Genomic DNA, 24,667 nt, shown 5'->3' on the forward strand with positions numbered 1-24,667 from the left:
GCATTCCTACTTAGCTGAGTAAATATCTCTCTAAATAAGTACCTTCGGTATAATCCACAGGATTGCTCGAACCAACCCTTCATCAATGCCTAGACACACAACAAAGGAATAATATATATTCTGATGTTCTCAGCTTCACCAGCATTTAGACTGATTTAGATGAAATTACGAGAGTGATAATGAAGCCCTATCTCGCCGCCGCCATACAAATGACAAGCCTGCCAGATGTGGAAAAAAATCTGGTTCAGGCAGAAGAACTCATCGAGCTTGCTGTGCGTCAGGGTGCTGAGTTAGTAGGCTTGCCAGAAAACTTCTCATTTTTAGGAGAAGAAAAGCAGAAGATAGCCCAATCGGAGGCGATCGCTACCCAGAGCGAAAAATTCCTCCGAACAATGGCTCAGCGCTTCCAAGTCACCATCTTGGGTGGCGGGTTTCCCGTTCCCGTTGACACCAACAAAGTCTACAACACCGCTTTGCTCATCGATCCTTCAGGGGAAGAACTCGCCTGCTACCAAAAAGTACATTTATTTGATGTCAATTTGCCCGACGGCAATACCTATCGAGAATCTAGCACCGTCATGGCTGGGATGCGCCTACCACCCGTTTATCCCTCCAAGCATTTGGGTTCCTTGGGACTTTCGGTGTGCTACGATGTCCGATTCCCGGAACTGTATCGGCACTTGGCGCAGATGGGAGCCGACATTCTATTTGTTCCCGCTGCCTTCACCGCCTACACTGGCAAAGATCACTGGCAAATCTTACTACAAGCCAGAGCTATCGAAAACACCTGCTATGTGATAGCACCGGCTCAGACTGGGCAGCATTACGCCCTGCGTCACACTCACGGACACGCGATGATTATTGACCCTTGGGGCGTTATTTTAGCGGATGCCGGAGATACGCCGGGAGTCGCGATCGCAGAAATTAACCCCTCTCGCCTAGAACAAATCCGCCGCCAAATGCCCTCCCTGCAACATCGGGTTTTTATCTGAGCCTTTTGGGAAAAAAATAGACCGGCAATGGCGCAAACTAATACCATTTTTCAGATTGAAAGATTCTAAATCTTTCAATCTTGTTTTAGCTTTGGTTTTCTAATCAAAAATCCCAAATCTAAAATCCAGAAATGTATAAAAGAAGCCCTCTTGTTAGACATTGCGCCAACCGCTGGTATTACCGAACGGCAAACAAGCCGCATCGGGCACCTTACTTACCAGTATTCTTGCGCTTGGGAGGAGTACTCTTTGGATTGCCAGTGACTTTAGGGGCACTACCATCCCGTCTGGCGGGCTTACCTAAATCGGGAGAAGGCTTAAATTTATTGTTAGCCATAAGATTGACAAACTCTTAAAAAGCAACGCTATGCATTTATACAAAGCAGCTATTCCCTGTTCCTGAAAGTTTGCCAAAAAACTCTTCTTACACACAAAAAAACGGGTGGCTTGGAAGCCACCCGACAAGAAAAATTTCAAATTTTAGATACTAGATTTATCCAAAACCTAAACTTTTCTTAGACAGTTACAGTCTTCTTGGTAACAGCATTCAACTCGCCTTTGGCATACTTAGCAGCAAACTCATCCAAAGTCATCTGCTTAATCTTGGTACCTTGACCAGCAGCACCGAACTGATGATAGCGATCGCTACAAACCTTCTGCATATACTTGATGGAAGGCTTGAGGAAGTGGCGGGGGTCAAATTCCTTAGTATTGCTAGCCAAGGCTTCGCGCACCGCAGCGGTAATCGCCAGACGGTTATCCGTGTCAATATTCACCTTACGGACACCGCTCTTAATGCCTTTTTGAATTTCTTCAACGGGTACGCCGTAGGTTTCCGGGATTGTACCGCCGTATTGGTTAATCAGGGCAAGTAAATCTTCGGGCACAGAGGAGGAACCGTGCATCACGAGGTGGGTGTTCGGCAGACGGCTGTGAATTTCTTCAATCCGGCTGATAGCCAGAATTTCGCCAGTCGGCTTGCGGGTAAACTTGTAAGCGCCGTGGCTGGTGCCAATCGCAACTGCCAAAGCATCCACGCCGGTTTGTTCTACGAAGGCAACGGCTTCGTCTGGGTCGGTCAACAGCTGGTCGTGAGAGAGAACTCCTTCGGCACCGTGACCGTCTTCCTTATCACCCATGCCTGTTTCTAGAGAACCCAAGCAACCCAGTTCGCCTTCTACGCTGACGCCAATTGAGTGAGCGACTTCCACCACCTTGCGGGTGACTTCCACGTTGTACTCGAAGCTGGCTGGAGTCTTAGCATCTGCCTCTAACGAGCCATCCATCATGACGCTGGTGAAACCGTGGCGCATGGCAGAGTAGCAAGTGCTTGGGGCATTACCATGATCCTGGTGCATGGCAATTGGGAGATGAGGGTAAGTTTCAACTGCCGCCAGAATCAGATGGCGTAGGAAATATTCTCCTGCATAGTTCCGAGCGCCACGAGAAGCTTGCAGAATCACGGGGCTATTTGCCTCATGAGCAGCCTGCATGATGGCCTGGATCTGCTCCATGTTGTTAACGTTATAAGCTGGGATTCCATAATCATTCTCAGCTGCGTGATCCAACATCAGCCGCATGGGTACGAGCGCCATAAATAGTCCTCCTATTGACTCGTCGTCAGTTACTTTGTTCTGGACAGCGAAATTATTACAATAATCTTAAGATAGTTTACCAGTCTCTAGGGAATTATCTTGATAATTCCGAGATAAGCAGCCAATACTGCATTTATAAGATTGCCTGATGGTGGAGGTTTAGCAAGAGCATTAGGCTTTCTAACAGGGTTTTGGTTTTGCTCTCGTTTCCAATTTATGTCTGGGAATGCTTTCTCTAGAAGGCTGTACTCTCAATAACGTAGATTCTCCTGGTTCCAGCTAGGAAATGAGAAAACTAATCGTTTGCCAGAGCGCTTCTCGCCTTAATTTTCTTTAGGTATTTTTTTGAGTATTTTTTTATGGGTCGCCCGGGATTCGAACCCGGAACTATTCGGTTAAAAGCCGAGTACTCTACCGTTGAGTTAGCGACCCGAAAACTTCAGTTGTTTAGACAACGTTTACAACGGTAACACAGATTACTGGAATTAGGAAAGGGGTTTTGAAAAAAAACTTTTTTATAAAAAAGTTACGGTCAAACGAACTGATGTCTCCAAACTGCCTCCCGGTTCTAGACGCAGTAGCTGCTCTCCGGTATTCAGAGCATTGCGAGGGGCACTCCAAGGCTCCATGCAGTAAAAGTCTTTGCCTTTGACCGTCCAGAAGACAAAGGTGGAATAAGGGTTGTCCCAACTAAGGGTGAGCTGCAACTGTCGGCTGGCGTCGGAGGCAGTGGCTTCTTGACCGCTCAACTGCTTAAAGGCGACATCAATTTCATCTTGGTTAAAGTCAAAGGCACCCGTGAAGGGATGGGTTTGGCGGGTGCGCTGATCTTGGTATTCGGCGGCGGGAATTCCAAACTTGATTCCGGTTTTTTCGGGTGTCCAGAAGTAAGGATGCAGACCCGTGGAGAAGGGCATCGGCTCGGCTGAGTGATTGGTGTAGCGCTGCCGAATCTCTAACGTGTTACCCAACAGACGGTAAGTGAAGGCGAGTTGAAAGTCAAACGGGTAAACGGCACGTGTCTGGTCGTTGCTGTTAAGGACAAGGGTAAGGCTCACTAGGTCTTGAGTCACTTGGTCGGTGACTTCCCAAGGCATATCGCGGGCAAAGCCGTGTTGCTTGAGGGTGTAGGGCTGACCTTGATAGGTGTATTGACTTTCGGGTAAGTTGCCGCAGATGGGAAACAGAATCGGAATCCCACCTCTAACGCTCAAGTCTGGATTGGCAAACCGCTCTGCATCTAGGTAGAGGATTTCTTGTCCTTGGATGCGTAGGCTAGTAACGATACCGCCTCGCTCTGGAACGACCTCTAGATGGGACTGAGCGGCTTGGTCTGAGAGGATGTAGGTTTTGTAGAGCTGCTGCTTAGTGGCGATCGCGTACACCCGTCTTTTTCCGTTTCTATGGAGGATTTGCTGATTGTCTCAAACTTTAACAAACATTTCTTGAAATTCCCATATCTACTTTACACATCCTTAACAGTCGCTGCACTAAGCTGTTTTATACGGTCAATCTATCTATAGGATTAAATCGACAGCTTGCTCAGTAGAGAAGCAACCGCAGTAAACTCTTCTTTTGTCAAGCATCCGCTTGGTTTTGCCATTTGTGACCTCGATCACCTAAAAATACGGTCTAAAATCACAAAAAATGGCGGATTACCATCAATTCCTAATCTTGGAAAGTATTTCATACTCAAAGATAGATATCTCAGCAAATCAAGGATAAACAGGTCGCCATGATTCGCACACTTGTAAAGTCAGCTTTCCAAACAGGTTGCCTCAGCGTCGCTTCTGAAGGTCTGATTCGCCAAGTGTTAGTGATGAAAGGCTACCAATCGGCGGATTTAGAAGCTCTTGACACCTTACACCAGGCATTGAATGCCGGTAAGATTCAAAGAGAAGCACGGCAGAGCGTAGCGCTGATATCGCCTCGGATACAAGCCCTGAAACCGTTCTTTGATAACTACAAGGCATCGTGATCGCGGCACGGCTGCCAAAACGATAGAAAAACTTTGATATCAGTAGAATTTTTATTTATTCGCTGCCGACCTGGGCCAAGAATTATTAGAATGATTAATAAGAACTACCAATCTCAGCTAGGTGCGCTTCCTAAACAAAGCGAGAGTTAGGATGACTGAATTGACTGCTACAAGGTTGGACTGGTTGCCAGTCAAGGCTTTTTGTCACCAGTTGCCTTCCCATTACTCATCTCAAAAGACTCATTGATACTCGTAGCTGCCTTGATTCAAGTTTCCCTTAGTGGTAAAAACCCTGAATGAGGATTGGAGTGCGCGCATTCTACCAGAGGGAGTATCCTACAATCCCTATCTTAAATGCCGCAGGATTCAAGCTAAACTTTGAAATTAAATCGGCAATATCATCTAGAACGCTCACTTTGAACCCTTGTCCCTACCCTCGATTTCCACATCTTTCCAAAAATTGGCATGGGGCTGACCAAGAGGCTTCCTTGCCTATCCAAAATCGGCATTCCCAGGCTTTAGGGATGCAAAGCCTTGCGCCCCTAAGAAACCCAACCCAAATCCCACATTCCAGGCTTTTGGGAAAAATAGGTAAAGATAAGGACAGGAGCCTGGGAGAATGGCAGGATTCAACCCCGATTACGTTTGAGAGAGGCTGGATACCTAAAAAAAGGTATGCAGGCTCCATGAAGAATTGCACAACTTATCTGCTCAGGAGAAGCAACCCATGCTACACCGCAAGATTTATCAACTCTGTTGCGATGGTCGTGAGGTCTGTATTTTCTTGCGGGACCAACAACGCTGGATCGAACGCGCTCGCATCGTTGACATTGAAGGAGATTTAGTCACGCTCCGCTATGAAACCGAAGAAGAAGATGAAGCTTGTTCTTGGGAAGAAATGGTTCGCCTCGAAAGCATTGGTGCTGTGACACAAAAGCTGGCTTCAGTGCCCAGAGGCAATGCTGAACCACTTGTCTCTGACGATTGTCCGGAAGCCGAACAAATTCGTCCGCGTTTCCCCGACTCGAATCCAGACTGAGGAATTAAAAATGCAAAATCAAAAATTAGAAATGGGGGATGCTTCATTTTTAATTTTTGATTTGATTTCTTATCTTTTTCAATCTTCGAGGCTTTCTAGGTCGTCATCTGAAGGGGTTGGAGGCGGATGCGCCGGTTCAAAAACTGGACAGTATCCTTCAGGTGTCACCTTAAATCCATACAGGGGCGAGTCCTGATTCCAACAGCGCTGCCCCCGTTGGTGTAGGCAGTTGCCGCAGCACTCAACATTCATGGGGACTCTGGCGTCGCTGCTTTGGCTTAAAAGTTCTCGTTGGGATAATCCGCGCAATACCAGTTCCTCACCCTGCCATCGGGCTTCCACTAAACCAGTATCAGCAAAGTGTTGCCAACGGGGATCGGCAGCGATCGCCTCCGGTAGGGTGATGGTAACGACCGTTCCCAGTTCCGTCAGCTCCCCTTCGTAACTGGTTTCGGGTGCTGCCGGTTGCACAAACGTCTCGCCAATCGGGAGTTCTACCAGCGTCCCAGCCGGTGGAGAATGCAAGTGGTAACGGTTGTGCAACTCCTCCAACCCGGTCAAATCAGCCAGGTAGGTGGGAGAGGCATGAACAAAAATTACGTGCTGAGGACGGATATTGTGAATCAGTTGGGTGGTTCCCAGCCCATCAGAATGCTGGGCAAGCAAATAGTTTTGTATCGTCAACGATGAGTAACTAGGCTCTTGGGAGAACCTGGGTTGCTGGGGCAGTAATAACACCCACGGCCCGGTGCCTGGTTGACAGTATTCTCTAAGATCGTGGTTTTCCTCAGTCAGGATAATGCATGGAGACTGACCGACAGAGGGACGTTGTTCTGGAAGCAACCGACGCACTCTGGGACGCACCCGTTCATCCCAAAATAGGGATTGATGACGGGCAAAATTTTGCACAGAGGCTGGGAGGTTGGTGAGAATATCCAAATAGGCATCGCAGCCAGCTGCCACGTTACCATCTACCCAGATATCGAGGTTGCGACCCGTGAATAAGTGGTGACTCCGCAAGAGCATCAAGAGTTCTTGCCCCAGTCCCAAAGTGGGCACGGGCATCAACACAGAATTCGCTTGAGCGATCTCTTGATTAATTCGCTCTGCCAGCTGATTTTCTTGGTTCCGCCGGTGGGGATGACGCGCTGTGCCGTAACTGCCTTCCACAATTAGCACATCTGGCTCTAAGCCTCGCAATGCTTCTAGCGGCAACCCCTCCACCAGCCGCGAGTTTGAAAGGAAAAAGTCACCTGTGTAAAGTAGGGTGTAAGAGCGGTGGCGACTCGTGTAGGTCAGCAAGATTGCAGATGCGCCTGGTAAATGTCCGGCTGGGAATAATTCCGCACTCAATCCCTCTTTGAATTCGACAGGCGATCGCATCGGCAATGCCTGACACAATTGCGGGAGATTCTGCGGATCTATCTCAGGCCAATTCAGTGGCAGCAGCTGGGTTGTCAATTCACTTGCATAGACTGGCAACTGAGGGAAGCTTTCATGCAGCGCCAGCAATCCCCTAGCGTGATCCGGATGGGCGTGGCTGCACAGCACTAAATCTGCTGGAGGAATTCCCTCACCTTTGAGCGAGGAAATGTCCGCCAAACCACAGTCTAGGAGAATGCGGTGTGGCCCCATCCGTACCAGCAAGCAGATGCCTTCGTCGCCATGACCGACGCCATAGGGAAAATAGGCTAGTTCGTCATAGCCGTGAGAGGATACCGGGGGGGGTTGACTCATCATTCGATTTTCAATTTTAGATTTTGGATTTTAGATTCAATCCAAAATCATCGGAGGCTTAGAAACTCCGACCTCCGCAAACTCTAAAATCCAAAATTGACTGGCTAACAGCGATCTTAATGAGCAGAACCGTTTCCGTGATAGTTGTCTGAATCGTAAAATCCATTTTTAGTGCCAAAAAATAGGCACGATACGGTAAAAACAAGTGTTAAGGCTGCTAAAACTAGCTTGACATCCATGAGTTTTTATGAGTTGAACGGGGTGGTTTGGTATATCTTAAGTATATTTAACGATGAATCTGATTAAAAATACCCAAATTGTAGAAGTTTGTTGGCTAGATCGCCCATCCACTGAAGTTGCACCTGATTTGGTGGGCTGCACGTTGGTGCGACAGATGCCTGATGGAGAAATCATCCGAGGGCTAATCGTGGAAACGGAAGCCTATGGCCCTGAAGATCCGGCTTGCCATGCCTATCGGCGACGAACCGAGCGCAACTGGGTAATGTTCGGGCCAGCCGGGAGAACTTATGTTTATTTAATTTACGGAATTTACTACTGCCTGAACGTGGTCACAGACCAGGACAGCATTCCCAGTGCTGTTTTGATTCGGGCTTTGCAACTAGAGTCTATACCGCCCTGGATCAAAGAGAGCGATCGCTCGAAACCCCATCGAATCGCCGCTGGGCCAGGTAAACTCTGCCGCGCCTTACAAATTGACAGCATATTAAATGCACAAGTTTTACAACCCGGTCAACCCCTGTGGCTAGAGCATCGTCAGTCACAATTTATGCCGGAACTTGTCCAAACAACTCGGATTGGTTTATCACAGGGAATCGATTTGCCGTGGCGGTGGTATCTACGCGGTTGTGCTGCTGTCTCCAAACTTTAATCGAAACTTTAAAGGGAGATGTCTTCGCCCTGCTCTGTGAAGCGGACATCTTTGATCTTCCATTGAGAATTCGCAGTGAGGGTTTTTCTGAGGCTACCGAACAAAGCAAATTGTTCGCAGCTCGAAAGGGAGACAAATTTCCGCTGGGAACCGGGTGCAATTCGCAAATCAACCGTAGCAACTCGATTGCTGGGATTTACGATGACACGATACCCAGCTAAATTAAAGTCGGCGGTGTCCCGCTCCTCCAGAACTTTGCCTACCGCTGCTTGGACGCTTTCAACCGCTGAAACGTCTACTTTTTCCGGTACTAGCGCTTCACACTGAGTATCGGGTTGATAGATGGTGACGGTGACATTGTTTTTTGAGGGAGCGGTTGTTGTTGCTTGGCTAATCGCACCCGTCAACAATTGGCTGGCATCTGACGCTTTCGTCGTAGTTTTGCTGGCTTCAATAGCATGAGCGGGAGGTAAGCCAGCTTTGTCTCTTTCGCTGTTTGTCGGTAAAGAAGCGCAACTACTCAGACTGGCGACAATCGCTCCAGTTAATAGAGGAACCCAATAATTTTTTGTACGCCTCATCGCTTTTGAAATCTGTCTTTAGATAGGTTTTTTGATAGCCCCCAATGGTAAATGGCACCTTGAGGGGATAGCATAGTTTTACTGATACTGCTGAGCAATATCAGTGTAGATTTCTGCGGAATTTATGGACCGAAGTCCATTAGGTGACAGTAGTAAGCTCCTCTAGCGCCTGGGCGGGTCAGTCTCTCCCAGCGCGGGGGGAGACTAGGAGGTTTCTATGCTCACTCAGGAAGGACGTGTTGCACTGTCGGATATTGCTGACTTAAATCAGCTTAAGTCTGAGCTAAATCGCTTACCGGCGGTTGATGTAGGGGATTACATTGTCGAACTGCCCCCATCCAAGCGAGCGATCGCGTTTCGCTTGCTTAATAAAGCTCAAGCCATTGATGTCTTTGAATATCTGCCTCCGGAAGTGCAAGAAGAACTAATTGGTTCGCTGCACGATAACCAGGTGTGTCAGATTGTAGAGGCAATGCGACCGGATGACCGGGCAGAACTGTTTGACGAGCTACCCGCAGGCATTGTGAAGCGGCTGTTGCAGCAACTCAGCCTTGAAGAACGGCAGGCAACTGCCAGGATTTTGGGCTATCCCGAAGGCACGGCGGGTCGGGTAATGACGACGGAATATGTACGGCTGCGCGAAGGCTTAACGGTCGGAGAAGCCTTGAGCAAAATCCGTGTCAGTGACGAAGATAAGGAAACAATTTACTACGCCTACGTCACCGACGACAACCGCAAGCTCGTTCGGGTTGTATCGTTGCGGCAACTGTTGTTTTCGCTTCCCAATGCCCTGATTGGGGATATTGCGAGCGATCGCGTTGTCAAAACTTACACAGAAACGCCCCAAGAAGAAGTCGCGCAACTAATGAAGCGCTATGACTTGATCGCCGTGCCAGTCGTTGACCGCGAAGATAGGTTAGTGGGGATTGTCACCATTGATGACGTGGTAGACATTCTAGAAGAGGAAGCCACACAAGACATTCAGAAACTGGCGGGAGTCAGTGGCGGTGATGAAGCCGCCTTGTCGCCTCCTTTGGTGACGCTTCGTAAGCGTCTGCCTTGGCTGTTAGGGAATATTATTCTCTATGTCGGAGCCGCCAATGCGATCGCGCCTTTTCAGGGAACGATTTCATCAGTGCCCGTTTTGGCAATCATCATGCCAATTTTAGCCAATAGTAGTGGCAATGTCGGCTTTCAGGTCTTATCGGTGACTGTACGCGGACTAGGTGTAGGTGAAATAACACCACAGGATACGCTGAAACTTCTCCGTAAGGAAATTCTCGCTGGCTTGGGTACAGCCTTGTCACTGGGTTTTGCCTTGGGTGCCCTTTCTTTGATTTGGTCTCCTGTCAATGAGCGATGGGTGGGGTTGGTTGCAGGACTGGTGATGGCTATCAATGTCTTGATGGCTGCCACCCTAGGGACTTTGCTGCCAATGGGTATTAAACGGTTGAACTTAGATCCAGCACTCATTAGCGGTCCGCTGCTGACTACGACGCTAGATGCATTGGGGTTCTTGACTTTCCTGACGCTAATCTCAGCGGCTTTGAATGTAGTATCTAGATGAGCAGTCAGTTGTCTTCTGTTCGTTGTTCGTTGCTACTGACCACACCTAATGGCTACCACTACCTGGACTCGTCACCACGTTCTTTCCTTAGCTGATTTCACCCCAATTGAATACGATACTGTGTTGCAAACTGCCGCCAGTTTCCGAGAGGTACTGTCGCGACGCACGAAGAAAGTGCCTACGTTACAAGGTCAGGTGGTAGCCAATCTATTTTTTGAATCCTCTACCCGCACCCGCAGCAGTTTTGAACTAGCAGCAAAGCGTCTCTCTGCCGATACGCTGAACTTTGCCGCGGCAACGTCTTCTCTAACGAAAGGAGAGACCATTTTAGATACGGCGAAAACCTATTTAGCGATGGGTGCGGACATGATGGTGGTTCGTCATCGGGAGGCGGGGGTGCCGCAAGCGATCGCTGCCGAGATGGATCGCTTAGGTTCAAAGGTGGGCGTCCTCAATGCCGGGGATGGTCAGCACGAACACCCATCCCAAGCATTGCTGGATCTTTTCACCATCTGTACCCTGTTAGACCCAGATCACCCGCGACTTGAACTGCTCAAAGATAAAAAAATTGCCATTGTCGGCGACATTCTCCACTCGCGGGTTGCCCGGTCGAATATCTGGAGTTTAACGGCAACGGGTGCGGAGGTTCACTTAGCAGGACCCCCCACGCTTCTCCCTCAGTTGTTTGCCGCCTATGGCACTGAGGAGGGGAGCCAGGGAGCCGATCGCCCGTTACCAAGCACCCACGACCAATCCCCCATTCCCAACCGCAAGCTTTTTCTCCACTGGGATTTGGAACCCGCTTTACAAGATGCTGATTTTGTGATGACGTTGCGGCTGCAAAAGGAACGGATGACGCAGCATTTGCTGCCCAGTTTGCGAGAGTACCATCAGCGGTATGGGATAACACGCGATCGCCTGAAACTCTGCAAAGCTGACGTTAAGGTACTGCATCCAGGACCCGTCAACCGAGGCGTAGAAATTAGCTCTGACTTGATGGACGACCCCCAGTTCAGCTTAATCTCTCAGCAAGTGACTAGCGGCGTGGCTGTCCGTATGGCGCTCTTATATCTGATGGGCGGTGGCAAGGTTTAGCAGCCAGGGTTCTGCAAAATCTTGGGGTAGATCGACACAATCTGGAACAACACAATCTGGAACAACAAGTGCAAGGAGCGATCGCTTAGGGTAATGCGGGTGCTGGATCGATCAAAATAGATCCAGTTCCTTTCTCAGGATTTCAACGTGATGAATGGCGTCACCACTCTCCTAAACCTTCCCAATCAACCCTCCGCGAAAGATAGTTTTACGATTAGCTTCGCTCCCTTATCAATGGAGGAAGTCTACTCACTAGCGGACGATCCTGCCAACGGAGCCGTGGTAGTCATGAGTGGAATGGTACGCAATCAAACTGATGGGAAGCCGGTGGTTGCTTTGGAGTATCAAGCCTACGAACCGATGGCTTTGCACATATTTAGTCAAATTGCTGCCAATATCCGCCAAACCTGGCAGGATGTCAATCGAGTAGTGATTCACCATCGCATCGGACGCTTGCAGATTGGCGAAATCAGCGTGTTGGTTGCGGTTGGGTGTCCTCACCGCTCAGAAGCTTTTGAAGCCTGCCAATATGCAATTGATACCCTAAAGCACAATGCCCCCATCTGGAAAAAGGAACATTGGGCAGATGGTTCTAGCAGTTGGGTGAGTATCGGTGCCTGTGAAACCCAGCCAGAGGGGTGTTAAGTCGCCTTCTGCTGGTTCAGAAAAGAATGCCCTTGACCGATACTTTTTACAAAACTTTAAACTTTCAAGGGCTTTAGATTGCAGTTTGTAACTATTGCTTTATCCCAGGAAAATTATCCTTTAGACTGATCCCCAATTCATAATTTGGGGATAAAGGGGATAGGCTAATGCCAAATCTGAACTGGCACGAATATTTACTTTTTGTTTCTTTTGTGGGTAGTATTGCTGGACTTTTCTTACTATCCGTTGACAAACAAACTCAGGTGGATGAGCTTGAAGAAACGGAGGAAATGCTATTGACAATGAGCTTTACTTACTGGATAGTTTACTGCGTTGTTGTAGGTATCCTGAAGTTTAGCCACCCTGAGTGGGAGATTTTGTTGATGAGTTTGAAGTTAACGGCTGCTTTTTCTTACTTGTTGACCTTTACTTCTGTCCTGACTCTGCCGCTGCACCGGATGTCAGTTCGGCAAGTAGAGTAGTATAAATTTTGTCTGAATCCCTAAAATTACTATCAGACTTCCCTGTGAGCCAATAGCTAATTGTTTAATGCTCAATTAATCGAGGTTGATTCCCTCATTAAAACTGAATCGTAAAATTGAATTCACGCTTAATAGAAAATCACCCCATTTCCGAATTTTGGCAATTCAAATGGGGTGATTTTGCTTTTATGGCTTTAGCTTAATAGACGATGAAGCCTAGCGACAAGTGCCGAGATTGGTCGAGTTTGAACTGGGAAACCCGTAAGAAATCCATCCGGCAACAGGGGCTGTAATCTGAACCCAAGCACGGCGTTCGGCGTCGAAGGTGAACGGTGGAGGACTGGTTCTGAGGGTGACTCTATCTCCCAACTTAACTCCGCCAACTCTAGTACCGTTTTTTCCGGGTGCAGTACGGACAGCCATCCCTTCAGCGCCCTTGTAGGTAATGACGCGGCACAGGCTGGTTGTGGGCGTCGGGGTGGGATTCGGGCTGGGAGTTGGGTTTGGAGTTGGGGTAGGGCTAGGAGTCGGTCTAGGGGTAGGGTTAACTCCAGAGCAGGTTGTGAGGTCTCTTGCTTGGACATACCCAGTTACAGGGGCACTGATGGCGATAAAACCAGCGCTGCCATTGTCTGCAAGGGTAACTTGTTCGCCAGCAGCGAGCGTTCTAATCGTTTGGCTGGAGAGCGATCGCTGCGTATAGACAAAAATCCGCGCTTTCGTAGCGCGGCATTGTCCTACCAGACTTTGCGCTATTTCAAAGCTGCCCCCAGGTTGAACTGAGTTCTGTTCTGATTGTGCAATCGTGTTAGCAGTTGTGGTTGTGCTAATGGCAGGAGTGGGAAAATTCAGAGTTCCCACGACGCTCAAGCCTAAACTAAAGAGAGCGATAGGCTTGCCCCAGCGACTCATCTTTTTCATACGGTCAACTCCTCATCTCACCAAAAAGTTTTTGTTAGAGACTTCAGCAAAGAAAAACCGATTGACGGTAGAACCAAGTTTTTGAAGATGGCTCGGCTTCAGTTGCCCAGCATCTTTATTCAGCTTTGACGCTACCGAACATCAGAATCGTTAATCTTTTAGAAGTCTCCTCGTCAAATAGCATACAAGTAAAGATTAATCCAAATCATCGGAAAGAAGGCAGAAATGTCAAGAGTAAGAGCGATCGCTCTTTGGGCTTCACCGCACTCAGTCTCTAGAAAGCGATCGCCTTTACTCCTGAAACCACGCCGTTAACGCTACAGCAAGGGCATCGGCGGCATCATCCGGCTTGGGAATGTAGCCCAAATTTAACTCCCGCGCCACGGCTTGCTGCACTTCGGACTTATCCGCATTTCCCATGCCAGTCAGCGCTTGTTTAATTTGGGCAGGCGTAAACTCAACAAACGGAACCCCGTGCTGTGCCAACACCAACATCAGCACCCCCCGTGCTTGAGCCACCACAATCGTGTTTCCCATCCGATAAAAAAACAATTTCTCGATTGCCACCAGATGGGGTTGACACTGCTCCATCAGCGTGTGCAAATCGTCGTAAATCGTGCGGAGTCGCTCCCCCATCTCCGTCTTTGCCGAGGTCTGAATCACGCCAAAATCTAGTAAACTTACCACCTCAGACGCAGTTTCTATTTGGCGCTTCGCGCGATCTCCACCTGCCGCTGCGGCATAATCTACCTTTTGGCAGACAATTGTCCCAAATCCTAATCTGGCAAGTCCGGGGTCTAATCCTAAAATACGCTTTTCCATCTAGCCTAGCTTTGGGGATTCACTCAAGGGGAACTGCAATCGGTTAATTGAACGCTTAGAAGCAACAAGCGGGTCTAATCACTGAGTCGTAACATCTTGATTCCTGATCCAAGCAGCAAACCATCGCAACCTATCATAAGCTGAGTTGAAAAATCCCCTCTTCTGTTTCTTAGTTTCGTATGTCACATCTGAGTGGCTTAGTGAAAATGTATTCTGATGGGCACAGCCTTAGTGTTGCTCAGTGGGTAGCAACTTCTGCCTTCCCCGTGCCAGTCCAATCAATCCGTAGAGACGATTCATCAATCGCGCCTACTTGAGTGGATTCGCCAAGCAACGTTAAAGTCGAGTCTTGCCTTTGTGTCCCCTAGGAATCCGCAATGTCAAACGTTATTTTCAAACAAGCCTTACGCACGCTCAAACAAGATTCGCATATGGTCTGGAGTTTTAAGCCTAGGACGCCCCAACGAGTCAATAGCTGGTTTAAGTGGTTAGCGCCCGGATTATTAGTAAAACGCTGGTTGCTGATCAGTGTGGGAGGCGTGCTGCTAACCAGCCTAGGTTTGGCGATTTGGGTGAAACTGACCCCAATTTTCTTATTGATTCAGTTCATTGGGAACATTCTGGAAGCGATTACCACGATTATTCCCAATTATGTTTCCGGTCCAATCGCGATTGGCTTGGGTTTATTTTTTATTTTTTTAGGACAAACCCGCTCGATGGGAGCGATTACCGAGGTACTGAAGCCTTCCCAGGATGAAGAACTGATTGATGTGCTGTTGGCGCATCGCAAACTCAACCGGGGACCAAAAATCGTGGCAATCGGCGGTGGCACTGGGCTTTCTACTTTGCTCAGAGGATTGAAGGAATACAGCGCCCACATTACGGCGATTGTAACGGTTGCAGATGATGGCGGCTCCTCTGGTCGTCTGCGGCGAGAAATTGGCGTCCTACCGCCGGGAGACATTCGCAACTGTATCGCGGCATTGGCAGACCAAGAAAAGTTATTGACCGAATTGTTTCAATATCGCTTTAAGGCTGGGGATGGTCTGAACGGTCATAGTTTTGGCAACCTATTCCTGACGGCAATGAGCGATATTACCGGAGATTTGGAGCAAGCGATCGCTGCCAGTTCTCAAGTTTTAGCTGTGCGAGGGCGGGTGCTACCGGCAACGTTGTGCGATGTTCGTCTCTGGGCTGAGTTAGAGGATGGACGCACCATTGAGGGGGAATCGAGCATTACAGAAGCCAATGGTCAGATTAAGAAAATTGGTTGCATTCCTAGCAACCCCCCCGCTTTGCCTAAAGCTTTACAGGCAATTGAGGAAGCCGATTACATTATCATCGGCCCTGGAAGCCTTTATACAAGCGTGATTCCCAATTTATTGGTGCCAGAGATTGCCGAAGCGATCGCCCAAAAGCAGGTTCCCCGCATCTACGTCTGTAACATCATGACCCAACCGGGAGAAACCCAAGGTTACACGGTTGCAGACCACATTCGCGCCATTGACGCCGCCTGCGGACGACCGCTATTTAACGCCGTCTTGGTGCAGCGGAAAGTTCCCAGTGCGAATGCCCTGATTCGCTATGCTCAAGACAGCTCCCATCCGGTTTTTCTAGATCGAGAAGCCATCGGGCTGCTGGGGCGTCGCATCGTTTTAACCAACGTAATGGATGAAGACCCAGAGACGGGTTATGTACGCCACAATCCTGAGCGGCTGGCACGGGTGTTGCTGAGGTGGTATAGTCGCGCCCAGGCAGTAGAGTTTTGAGTTTTGAGTTTTGAGTAATTTGGAGTCAATTGTCATTTCTCTTGCCGATGCCGGGGCGACGCGATCGCTTAGGATTGCTCTCAGTCAATCCCTCCCCGCTGGTAGTGTACTTTTAAGCGTTTTAAATTTTGAGTTTTGAGTAATTTGGAGTCAATTGTCATTTCTCTTGCCGATGCGGCGGCGACGCGATCGCTTGGGATTGCACTCGGTCAATCCCTCTCCGCCGGTAGTGTACTTTTATTAGAAGGCGACTTGGGCGCTGGCAAAACCACGCTGGTGCAAGGCATTGGCGAGGGTTTGGGCATTACCGAGGCGATTGTGAGTCCCACCTTCACTCTGATTAACGAGTACGCACAAGGACGCCTCCCCCTGTATCACCTGGATTTATACCGCTTGCAGCCAGAAGAAGTCGAAGCGTTGAATTTAGAAACCTACTGGGAAGGATTCGAGGTGCCCCTGGGAATTGTGGCGATAGAGTGGGCAGAACGGTTGCCATATCAGCCGCCCAGCTTTTTAAGCGTCCATCTAACCTACTGTGCGAATAATGGTCGCCAAGCCAACCTAATTCCAGCGGATGGGTTTGATTTTAAGTCAATAAAATTTTAAACACAAAGGTTCGCTCTCGTTTAGACACTGATTTATCGCGTCTTTCCTTTGCGTACCTTTGCGCTTACCTTGGCGTACCGAGAGCGTTTAATTATTCGTTAAATGTCAAGGCTTCGCCCCGCACTTCTAGATTTAGCTTCCCGCGCTCATAAACAACCTGACCGCCAGCAATGGTGAATGAATAGGCTATCCCGTCAAAATCCAGCCTTCAAAGGGACTCCAGCCGCATTTGGTTAGCAATTCTTCGCGCAATACTGGACGATAATTGTCCAAATCTACCAGAACTAAATCGGCATCATAACCGGGAGCGATCGCACCTTTTTTGGGAATCTGATACGCCTTAGCGACAGCCGCAGACATCCAGTTGGCAACTTGGGAAACACTACAGCGTCCCTGCATGGCTGAAGTCAGCATCGAGTAGCGCTTGCCAAAGAACTTCGTTGTCGTGGGGCGATCGCAATGGCGGATTCATCTGCGCCAGAGTGCCAATTTTCTCATAAGCACTGGTGTTCAGCAGCAAGTGTTGCGGCGTCACTTCTGCTTTCACTCAGCTCGGTTTATCTTGACGTAATAAATCGGCTTCTTGGGCTGTGGACAGATGTAAAATATGCAAGCGTCGCTGATACTTTTTAGATAAATAGAGCGCCAATTCGGTAGCTCAAAGAGCGGCTTGATTATCCTGAATTTGAGAGTGAATGGCTGGATCGTGAATTCCAGCAAATTCTTGTCGTCGCTGGTTTATCCGAGCTTGGTCTTCTGCGTGAACGGCAATTAAGCGATTTCCTTTTGCAAAAATAGACTCCAATACCGTATCTCGATCCACCAGTAATTGACCGTGCATCGACCCCATAAAAATTTTGATTCCACAGGTGGATGCGCCTCTAGAAGATCCGGCAGATTTTCTCCGGTTGCCCCAATAAAAAAGCCATAATTAACTAAGCACTAAGCACTTCTGGGCACCTCGTCGCAACTTATCATCGAGAGCCGCCTGGGTAGTTGTCAGAGGGCGAGTATTGGGCATTTCCAGAAATGACGTTACCCCGCCTTTAGCACAAGCACAACTCGCCGCGAACAAATTTTTTTGTGTTCGAGTCCCGGTTCTCGGAAGTGTACCTGCGGATCGATGACTCCCGGCAACAAAGTCAGACCTTGAACGTCTATCTCTTTATCCACTAGTAGACTATCAGATGCTAGGATTTCCAGATGCTAGGATTTTAGTGCAACCCGGACAATTTCCCGACCCAAGGTTTGCACCTCCCCAACCAAAAATTCACCCGTAGGCGGGAGAATTCGAGCATTGCGAATCAACAGAGAGGGGACAGAAAACATGGTAATCAGTTGTTGATGCAGTAGTTAAGTGTGAGCGACAATTGTATGGTGCGATCGCGCTTTGTCGTAAGATGGCACTTTTCTAAACTGACCATCCAGCAACCGGGTAAACGACAGAAGCTAAATATCTGTAATATTAGCCGGATATATTTAGACAAAATTTGTACACAATATGTATAGCTAATCATCCGTCTTCCTTAAAATAAATAATTACCTAGGGAATCAATTTCATTCATTTGCTTGAGTGATTAACCGTTTATGACTGACGTGCAGAATCAACAACCTGACCTCAACCCCCAACCAAAAGCCGAAAATCCTTTCATAGAGGGAATAAAAACGATTGGCTTGAGTGCCATTCTGGCCTTTGGAATTCGCTCTTTTGTGGCGGAAGCACGCTACATTCCTTCGGGTTCAATGCTGCCTACACTACAAATCAATGACCGTCTGATTATAGACAAGGTTAGTTACAACTTCCGATCTCCGCAGCGGGGCGATATTGTGGTGTTTGCGCCGACCGAAGCGCTAGAAAAGCAAAACTTTCACGATGCTTTTATTAAGCGCGTGATTGGTTTACCTGGGGAAAAGATAGAGGTGAAAGGGGGACGGGTGTATGTCAACGGGAAACCCCTGTCAGAAAAATATATTGAAGAACAGCCACAGTATACCTATGGGCCGGTGACGGTACCAGAAAACTCCTACCTGGTACTGGGTGATAATCGCAACAACAGTTACGACAGCCACTATTGGGGTTTTGTCCCCCGCGAAAAAATTATTGGTCGTGCTGTGGTGCGCTTTTGGCCCCTGCAACGTGCCGGAGAAGTGGATAGCGCTCCAGCTTATACCAAGGAATAGTAGGGAGTAGGGGCGAGTTTCACCAAGATATTTGTGCGTCACTAAACCCCTGGTTCAACCTGCCCCTACAGTTAGATATTTCTTCGGTTTGACTGACTAATTACCCATTACCCAAGTTTGTAAAACCCGACCCGTCAGCGATCGCCCTAGCCAAGGGGTATTCTCTGAGCGGGATTTTAGGGTTTGTCTGTCCGCTGTCCAGCTTAACTGGGGATCAAATAAGACCAGTTCAGCCGGTTGACCGGGCGCGATCGCTGGCGGTTTTTGCTGCAAACACTCCGCCGGATGGGTACTTAAAACCCGCCACAGTTCTAAAGCTGACCAGTCGCCAGTCGCAACAAAGGTGTGCCACAGAAGCGATAAAGCCAACTCTAGACCAATTGCGCCCGCGGGTGCTTCGGAAAAGGCGACCGTTTTCTCTTCGTAGGTGTAGGGAGTATGGTCAATCGCGATCGCGTCTAACACCCCACTCTGTATCCCCTGAATCAGCGCCGCTTGGTCTGAAGAATTGCCGAGAGGGGGTTCTAGTCGCAAGTTCGAGTCGTAACTGCTTACCGCCTCCGTATTGTGCAATAAATGCATCCAGGTAGTACTCGCGGCGATTGGTAAATTCCGCGCCTTGGCATTCGCAATTAGCTCAACGCTGCGAGCAGTGGAAACGCGCATGATATGGACAGGGGTGCGAGTAGCTTCCACCACTTCCAGCAAAGCAGCCAGCGCCGATGTTTCTGCGATCGCTGGGTTTCCTGGCAACCCAAAGCGAATCGACGCCGAGCCTTCTCTCATTACCCCATTGCCGCTCAAAGCGCGATCGCAAGGCCACAACGCCACAGGTTTTCCTAACGGCTGGAGATATTCCAACAGGCGTCGCAGCAGCGCTAGATTCTGCACTGGCTGACCGTCTGCAAAGCCTACCACCCCAGCCGCCGCCAGTTCAGCCAGAGATGTCATCTGCTGCCCTTGGATACCGAGCGTCAGCGCCCCCCAAAATTCAATTTTGGATTTTGGATGTTGGATTTTGGCTTGTTGAAGGTAGGCTAAACCCCCTAGATTGTCGAGAACGGGTAGGGTATCTGGCAAGATTGCCAGCCGGGTAAAGCCCCCGGCAGATGCCGCATCAACGAGCGAGGCTAAGGATTCCCGCTCTTCAAACCCAGGCTCACCAGAGTGGCTGTATAAATCTACTAACCCTGGCCCTACGACGAATCCACGACAATCCCGCACGGTTGTGTCAGCGGACAAGTCAGAAATTTCAGTTTCGACTGCTTGGATATAACCGTCAGCAATCAGAATATCGGCAATCTGGTCGGTTCCAGAAACTGGGTCGATGACCCGTACTTGTTGGAGCAGTTCATTCATAATCGTTTCGAGTTTTGAGTTTTGAGTTTTGAGATAAAAAGCTTCTTCATTCAAAACTCAAAATTCATAACTCATCACTCTACAATGCACCGGCAGCCGTTTGATCGAGAACGCCCCCACCTAAGTGAGTTGTGACATTCATCGCTTGCAGCACCGGCGTACTTTCTGGCCCTTGAAGATAGTCGATAACCGTCACTGCCCCGTTCCCCTGCTTAATGCTCCAGAAATTTTCTGGATTTAAACCCAAAAGGTAGCAGAGTAAGACTTTGTTCGTGGCGTCGTGAGCGACCACCAAACCTGTTTTCGGTCGATCTCCAGAGTAAGACGCGACCATGTCTTGCCAAGCTGCGATCGCTCTATCCCAAACTTGTTGCAAGTTTTCTCCTTCTGGCATCTGCACTGTCTGCGGAAACTCTCGCCACTGTTGCAGCATCCCCGGATACGACAGCTCGATTTCTTCTTCAAATTTCCCTTCCCACAGCCCGTGACCAATTTCTGCCAAAGGTGCCTGTAGTTCAATCTGGACGTTGGGGTGATATTTCAGAATAATCTCGGCTGTTTCCTTGGGACGCAGCATCGGGCTAGTTACGGCAAAGTCAATCGGCACATCTTTGAGAAACTCCGCCGCCTTCCGGGCTTGTTCTCGACCGTTATCGTTGAGGGGCACATCAATTTGCCCTTGAAAGCGTTTCTGGCGATTCCAGTCGGTTTCCCCGTGGCGTACCAGCAACAAACGGAGTCCGCGATGACCCGGACGCGGCTTTGGCAGCACTTCTCCCACATGGGCAGTGAGATTCATCGACTCTAATTGCGCCGGTTTGCCCCAACCAGCGGCAAAATTTAGCACGCTGATGCCGCAATTCGACTGTTGAATCGAATGGTAGCGCTGTGGCGATATTCCAATTGCCGTACTGAGCAAAGCCCGGTTGATGCCGTTATGCCCCACAATGAGAATCGTCTCTCCCGCATGGCGGGATAAAGTTTCCTGCCAGAATTGCCGCGCTTGCTCGTAGATGGCTAAGACTGGGAAGTGTTCTTTTAGTCCCTCTGGCGTCGGGACGCTCATCCGAAATTCCTGGGGACGCTCATGCCAACATTGGTAATCTTCAGGAAATTTCTCCTGCACTTCCACGGAAAGCATTTTCTGCCAAAGGGGTAAATCGATTTCCATCAAGTTATCTGACGCTGTTAAGGGGGCCGGCGTCGCCAAACTGGATTGAACGATCTCTGCGGTTGCTTTCGCCCGTTGCAGGGGGCTACTGTAAATCGCATCAATTTTCAAGTTACTCAGAGTAGCGCCAAGTTGACGGGCAGTCGCGCGACCTTTTTCCGTCAAAATTGATTCATCACAGCGGCCCTGAATTCTACGCTCACTGTTATAGCTGCTCTGACCATGACGCACGAGAATGACTCGAGTATTCAGGGTGATATCCTCCGTGGAAACTAGCACTGCAAAGACAGCAGCCTACATATTCTTATTCGCTGGCTCAGCTAGAGAAGAATTAGGTCGGCTCTGCCTCAGTTTGGTAAGGTAAAGTTCCCCTAATGCTCTAGGCGGGAAATCTACGCCCATCATCAAGAGCAAAAAGGTTCAGGAGAATTTTAACCTGTCCCGGACACGCATCTAAGATATTCCTCATAGGTGCCGTGACACTAAGAGCCTACAGGAGTTTTCATGACAATTAAGCGGTTGCTTTTGGGATTGCTGACAATTTTGGCTTTGTTTCTGATTACCCACTCATTACTGGATAGCTGGAATCAGCCTCAGATTCAAGGTCGCCTGGAACTGTACCAAACGAATTTGTTACTCCAAGCGAGTGAGTGGCAGGGCGACAAAGCTGGTGATGCCAATTTGACAAACGCCCGGAACGCTCTTTTAGGTGAAGACCCTTTAAGAACTGCCCAAAAGCAGTATGAGGAGGCGCGTTCGGAGGATCGAGCCACTCTGGAAAAGCTGCAAGGACAGCTCGAAAAGCTCAAATCGGAAGCTGATTTGAATCCCGATGCAGCCAGATCGCAGCCGCAATTACCAGCGTCAATCAACAAGGTAAAAAAGCTGATTGCTGAGCTTGACTTGCGGTTGGGAATTTTACAAGCTCAACAAGGACAAACAGACGCGGCGATTAAAACTTGGACGGAATTAATTAATCGGTCTAAACAGGAAGCGGCGAGCGAGTTACAGACTAAGCCAGCGGCGATTTTGGTGGGACTTTGGAGCGAGCCACCCAGCCTGATGTTGGATGCCCAGCCGCAAATTCAAGAGCATTTAGACGGCTGGTTCCGCGATCGCGCTTTGACGAAACTCTACCAAGTACAGGAACGTCAGGAGGAACTGGCGGCACTCCAGGCACAAGAACAGGAGCGCGCTGAAGCTGCAATTGTCAAATTAGCGATTGTCGGAGCAATCCCGCTAGTGGGAGTATTGGTGGGATTAGGATTGCTGATTGTTCTGCTAGCGGGAGTGGTAATTAAGGGAAAAGAAGCCATCCTCGCTCAAAATGCCGATGTCCCCTGGACAACTCCTTGGAATGCCGAAATTATTTGGCAGGTGTTCGTCGTAGGCTTTTTCTTTATCGGTCAATTTCTGCTGCCGCTCTTTTTTAGCTTACTGCCCCTAAACCGAGCCAGCTTTGATACTCGGACACAAGCTGCTTTTGTTCTGGTGAGTTACGCAACATTGGCGTTTGAGTGTCTGCTGGTTCTGTATTTATCTATCCGCTCTTTTTTACCGTTGCCAGAAGGTTGGTTTCGATTCAATTGGCGGGGAAACTGGATTCTTTGGGGATTGGGCGGATATTTAGTCGCGCTGCCTCTAGTGATTGTGGTGTCGCTGATTAACCAAAAGCTGTGGCAGGGACAAGGGGGCAGCAATCCGATTTTACCGATTGCTCTAGAGGGGCAAGATAGTGTGGCGCTGGCGATCTTTTTCTTGACGGCGGCGGTGGCGGCACCGTTGTTTGAGGAGTTCTTGTTTCGCGGTTTTCTATTGCCATCTCTCACCCGTTATATGCCTGTTTGGGGAGCGATCGCGCTCAGTAGCTTGTTTTTTGCGATTGTTCACCTGAATCTCTCAGAAATCTTGCCCCTGGCGACTTTGGGGATGGTTTTGGGAGTGGTGTATACGCGATCGCGCAACCTCCTTGCACCGATACTCCTCCACTCTCTCTGGAATGGTGGCACTTTGCTGAGTCTTTTCCTCTTGGGTAGTGGATCTGCGTGATGTTTCCTTCCAGTCATTGTTAAGAAGAATCAATGCTTTCCGTCTTGTGATAGATGTGTTACCCAACTGGGAACACTAAAAGCGGAAAGCAAATTTTTCAAGGGTTCGCACAAACAAATGAGGGATGGAAACTCTACTGATGCCAGCAAAAAAATCGCCGCTGGAGTCTGCGGGATTCTTATCGGGGCTTTAGGTATCCATAAGTTTGTTCTTGGCTATAACACAGAAGGCATCATCATGTTGCTGGTTAGCCTGCTTACCTGTGGAATCGGTTCGCCAATTATGGGAATTATTGGTTCGATCGAGGGAATAACTTATTTGACAAAATCTGACGAAGAATTCGTCAGCACTTACCTTGTTAGCAAGAAAGGTTGGTTTTAGATCGACCCCTGCGAGAGCGCTTGGGTAGACGCTAGCTTAACTTGAGCCATGTCTAAATTATCTCGCTCTAATCTGTCTAGCAATGCTCGACGGATTCGCTGGTTGATATTAGGAATATGTTCAGCACCTCTAGTGGGAACCTACTTTTATAACCAAGGATATAAAGTAACGTTCCTAGTTTGCCCAATTCGCCACTTTACGGGGATTCCTTGTCCTACCTGTGGGATGACTCGGTCTTTCATGGCAATTGTGCGAGGAGATTGGAGCTGCGCCTTAGCAGAACACCTGTTTGGCCCGGTTTTATTCGCTGCCTTTTTGATTGCAACAGTTCATATTACACTTGAACTAATCGCGGGACGTAAAATCGCCGTCTTGTATGTTCAAATGCTTAGGACCCGAAAGCTACAGGTGCTGAGCCTACTTCTAATTTTAAGCTACCATGCGTTGCGCTTGTATTATTTATCAAAGTCTGGAGAACTATATCTTGCCTTGGTTCATTCACCCTTGGGTCAGCTATTTTTTTGAGGAATTCATGCTTGTGTAAAAATTTTGGTTTTTAGGTCAAATTATTTGCGATCGCTTGTTTGTATTTTGTCGTTTTTGCAACGATAAATTTAACAGATAGAGCGATATTTTATTCATGTTTAAATTAAGTTCTTCTGTAAATCTTTCTCCTGACTTAATATGCTAATACGCAAACCCAAAAAACTGATTTTACCCATGTTCCTAGCTTTGTTAGGTATGGGATATTTCAGTGTAATGTCTAGCTTAGAGATTAACTTCTTCTTTAGGGGCTATGCCGCGCTCA

Annotated in this window: 23 protein-coding genes, 1 tRNA gene and 1 pseudogene; 14 read left to right on the forward strand and 11 right to left on the reverse strand. The window is 48.6% G+C overall.

Features of this window, described 5'->3' with window-relative positions; translation table 11 throughout:
• The first annotated feature begins 179 nt into the window (after window positions 1-179).
• Window positions 180-992: a carbon-nitrogen hydrolase family protein gene (locus tag NC997_RS08335; protein ID WP_190414025.1), complete on the forward strand. Its 813-nt coding sequence runs from the start codon at window positions 180-182 to the stop codon at window positions 990-992.
• Between the two features lie 211 nt (window positions 993-1,203).
• Here NC997_RS08335 and NC997_RS08340 read toward each other — a convergent pair whose 3' ends face one another.
• The 4 genes from NC997_RS08340 to NC997_RS08355 form a co-directional block, all read right to left on the reverse strand.
• On the reverse strand, window positions 1,204-1,329 hold the full coding sequence (locus tag NC997_RS08340) for a hypothetical protein (RefSeq protein ID WP_277878300.1): 126 nt from the start codon (window positions 1,327-1,329) through the stop codon (window positions 1,204-1,206).
• Between the two features lie 178 nt (window positions 1,330-1,507).
• A complete protein-coding gene (gene fba / locus NC997_RS08345; protein ID WP_190414027.1) occupies window positions 1,508-2,587 on the reverse strand; it encodes a class II fructose-bisphosphate aldolase in 1,080 nt (359 codons plus the stop codon).
• Window positions 2,588-2,947: 360 nt separating this feature from the next.
• Window positions 2,948-3,019: transfer RNA gene (locus NC997_RS08350), tRNA-Lys, on the reverse strand.
• Window positions 3,020-3,102: 83 nt separating this feature from the next.
• Entirely contained in the window at window positions 3,103-3,972 is an 870-nt protein-coding gene (locus tag NC997_RS08355; protein WP_190438050.1) for an aldose epimerase, read from the reverse strand.
• 350 nt (window positions 3,973-4,322) lie between these two features.
• Between NC997_RS08355 and NC997_RS08360 the strand changes: the two genes are divergently transcribed.
• Entirely contained in the window at window positions 4,323-4,565 is a 243-nt protein-coding gene (locus NC997_RS08360) for a hypothetical protein (RefSeq protein ID WP_190414030.1), read from the forward strand.
• Between the two features lie 727 nt (window positions 4,566-5,292).
• Window positions 5,293-5,604: a DUF6679 family protein gene (locus NC997_RS08365; protein WP_190414032.1), complete on the forward strand. Its 312-nt coding sequence runs from the start codon at window positions 5,293-5,295 to the stop codon at window positions 5,602-5,604.
• Between the two features lie 78 nt (window positions 5,605-5,682).
• On the opposite strand, the gene NC997_RS08370 is transcribed toward NC997_RS08365, so the two are convergent.
• Window positions 5,683-7,344: an MBL fold metallo-hydrolase gene (locus tag NC997_RS08370; RefSeq protein WP_347276102.1), complete on the reverse strand. Its 1,662-nt coding sequence runs from the start codon at window positions 7,342-7,344 to the stop codon at window positions 5,683-5,685.
• A gap of 289 nt (window positions 7,345-7,633) precedes the next feature.
• On the opposite strand from NC997_RS08370, the gene NC997_RS08375 reads away from it, so the two are divergent.
• Window positions 7,634-8,230, forward strand: a complete 597-nt coding sequence (locus tag NC997_RS08375) for a DNA-3-methyladenine glycosylase (RefSeq protein WP_190527321.1) — start codon at window positions 7,634-7,636, stop codon at window positions 8,228-8,230.
• 8 nt (window positions 8,231-8,238) lie between these two features.
• On the opposite strand, the gene NC997_RS08380 is transcribed toward NC997_RS08375, so the two are convergent.
• A complete protein-coding gene (locus NC997_RS08380; RefSeq protein ID WP_190414036.1) occupies window positions 8,239-8,811 on the reverse strand; it encodes a sporulation/spore germination protein in 573 nt (190 codons plus the stop codon).
• A gap of 217 nt (window positions 8,812-9,028) precedes the next feature.
• Between NC997_RS08380 and mgtE the strand changes: the two genes are divergently transcribed.
• The 4 genes from mgtE (at window position 9,029) to NC997_RS08400 (ending at window position 12,600) form a co-directional block, all read left to right on the forward strand.
• On the forward strand, window positions 9,029-10,378 hold the full coding sequence (gene mgtE, locus NC997_RS08385) for a magnesium transporter (protein WP_190414038.1): 1,350 nt from the start codon (window positions 9,029-9,031) through the stop codon (window positions 10,376-10,378).
• A 48-nt stretch (window positions 10,379-10,426) separates the two neighbouring features.
• Window positions 10,427-11,473 (forward strand): aspartate carbamoyltransferase catalytic subunit, encoded by a 1,047-nt coding sequence (locus NC997_RS08390; protein WP_190414040.1) that lies wholly within the window; start codon window positions 10,427-10,429, stop codon window positions 11,471-11,473.
• A gap of 150 nt (window positions 11,474-11,623) precedes the next feature.
• Window positions 11,624-12,118, forward strand: a complete 495-nt coding sequence (locus NC997_RS08395) for a molybdenum cofactor biosynthesis protein MoaE (RefSeq protein WP_190414042.1) — start codon at window positions 11,624-11,626, stop codon at window positions 12,116-12,118.
• A gap of 167 nt (window positions 12,119-12,285) precedes the next feature.
• Complete coding sequence (locus NC997_RS08400; RefSeq protein WP_190414044.1) at window positions 12,286-12,600, forward strand: hypothetical protein; 315 nt, start codon at window positions 12,286-12,288, stop codon at window positions 12,598-12,600.
• Between the two features lie 216 nt (window positions 12,601-12,816).
• Here the strand turns inward: NC997_RS08400 and NC997_RS08405 are convergent, their stop codons facing one another.
• Window positions 12,817-13,521 (reverse strand): SH3 domain-containing protein, encoded by a 705-nt coding sequence (locus tag NC997_RS08405; protein WP_190527323.1) that lies wholly within the window; start codon window positions 13,519-13,521, stop codon window positions 12,817-12,819.
• A 291-nt stretch (window positions 13,522-13,812) separates the two neighbouring features.
• The gene (gene ruvC / locus NC997_RS08410) at window positions 13,813-14,343 is read right to left on the reverse strand and encodes a crossover junction endodeoxyribonuclease RuvC (RefSeq protein ID WP_190527326.1); all 531 of its coding nucleotides are present in this window, start codon (window positions 14,341-14,343) and stop codon (window positions 13,813-13,815) included.
• A gap of 377 nt (window positions 14,344-14,720) precedes the next feature.
• Here ruvC and NC997_RS08415 point away from each other — a divergent pair, with 377 nt between their 5' ends.
• Together NC997_RS08415 and tsaE are read left to right on the forward strand one after the other, a co-directional pair.
• Entirely contained in the window at window positions 14,721-16,112 is a 1,392-nt protein-coding gene (locus NC997_RS08415; protein WP_190527328.1) for a gluconeogenesis factor YvcK family protein, read from the forward strand.
• Between the two features lie 153 nt (window positions 16,113-16,265).
• Window positions 16,266-16,718 (forward strand): tRNA (adenosine(37)-N6)-threonylcarbamoyltransferase complex ATPase subunit type 1 TsaE, encoded by a 453-nt coding sequence (gene tsaE, locus NC997_RS08420; RefSeq protein WP_190527554.1) that lies wholly within the window; start codon window positions 16,266-16,268, stop codon window positions 16,716-16,718.
• Window positions 16,719-16,809: 91 nt separating this feature from the next.
• On the opposite strand, the pseudogene NC997_RS08425 reads toward tsaE, so the two are convergent.
• Window positions 16,810-18,047: pseudogene (locus tag NC997_RS08425) on the reverse strand (amidohydrolase family protein).
• A gap of 258 nt (window positions 18,048-18,305) precedes the next feature.
• Between NC997_RS08425 and lepB the strand changes: the two are divergent.
• Window positions 18,306-18,899 (forward strand): signal peptidase I, encoded by a 594-nt coding sequence (gene lepB / locus NC997_RS08430; protein WP_190414052.1) that lies wholly within the window; start codon window positions 18,306-18,308, stop codon window positions 18,897-18,899.
• A gap of 96 nt (window positions 18,900-18,995) precedes the next feature.
• Here lepB and NC997_RS08435 read toward each other — a convergent pair whose 3' ends face one another.
• Complete coding sequence (locus NC997_RS08435; protein ID WP_190527556.1) at window positions 18,996-20,261, reverse strand: dihydroorotase; 1,266 nt, start codon at window positions 20,259-20,261, stop codon at window positions 18,996-18,998.
• 76 nt (window positions 20,262-20,337) lie between these two features.
• Window positions 20,338-21,681: a histidine phosphatase family protein gene (locus tag NC997_RS08440; protein ID WP_190527558.1), complete on the reverse strand. Its 1,344-nt coding sequence runs from the start codon at window positions 21,679-21,681 to the stop codon at window positions 20,338-20,340.
• Window positions 21,682-21,933: 252 nt separating this feature from the next.
• Between NC997_RS08440 and NC997_RS08445 the strand changes: the two genes are divergently transcribed.
• The 3 genes from NC997_RS08445 to NC997_RS08455 all read left to right on the forward strand — a co-directional run bounded on the left by NC997_RS08445 (window position 21,934) and on the right by NC997_RS08455 (window position 24,384).
• The gene (locus NC997_RS08445) at window positions 21,934-23,478 is read left to right on the forward strand and encodes a CPBP family glutamic-type intramembrane protease (protein WP_190527330.1); all 1,545 of its coding nucleotides are present in this window, start codon (window positions 21,934-21,936) and stop codon (window positions 23,476-23,478) included.
• 117 nt (window positions 23,479-23,595) lie between these two features.
• The gene (locus NC997_RS08450) at window positions 23,596-23,859 is read left to right on the forward strand and encodes a TM2 domain-containing protein (protein ID WP_190527332.1); all 264 of its coding nucleotides are present in this window, start codon (window positions 23,596-23,598) and stop codon (window positions 23,857-23,859) included.
• 48 nt (window positions 23,860-23,907) lie between these two features.
• Window positions 23,908-24,384, forward strand: a complete 477-nt coding sequence (locus NC997_RS08455; RefSeq protein ID WP_199292049.1) for a DUF2752 domain-containing protein — start codon at window positions 23,908-23,910, stop codon at window positions 24,382-24,384.
• Window positions 24,385-24,667: the final 283 nt, after the last annotated feature.

The sequence above is a fragment of the Trichocoleus sp. DQ-A2 genome (assembly GCF_039961915.1).
Classification (GTDB): Bacteria; Cyanobacteriota; Cyanobacteriia; order Cyanobacteriales; family FACHB-T130; genus FACHB-T130.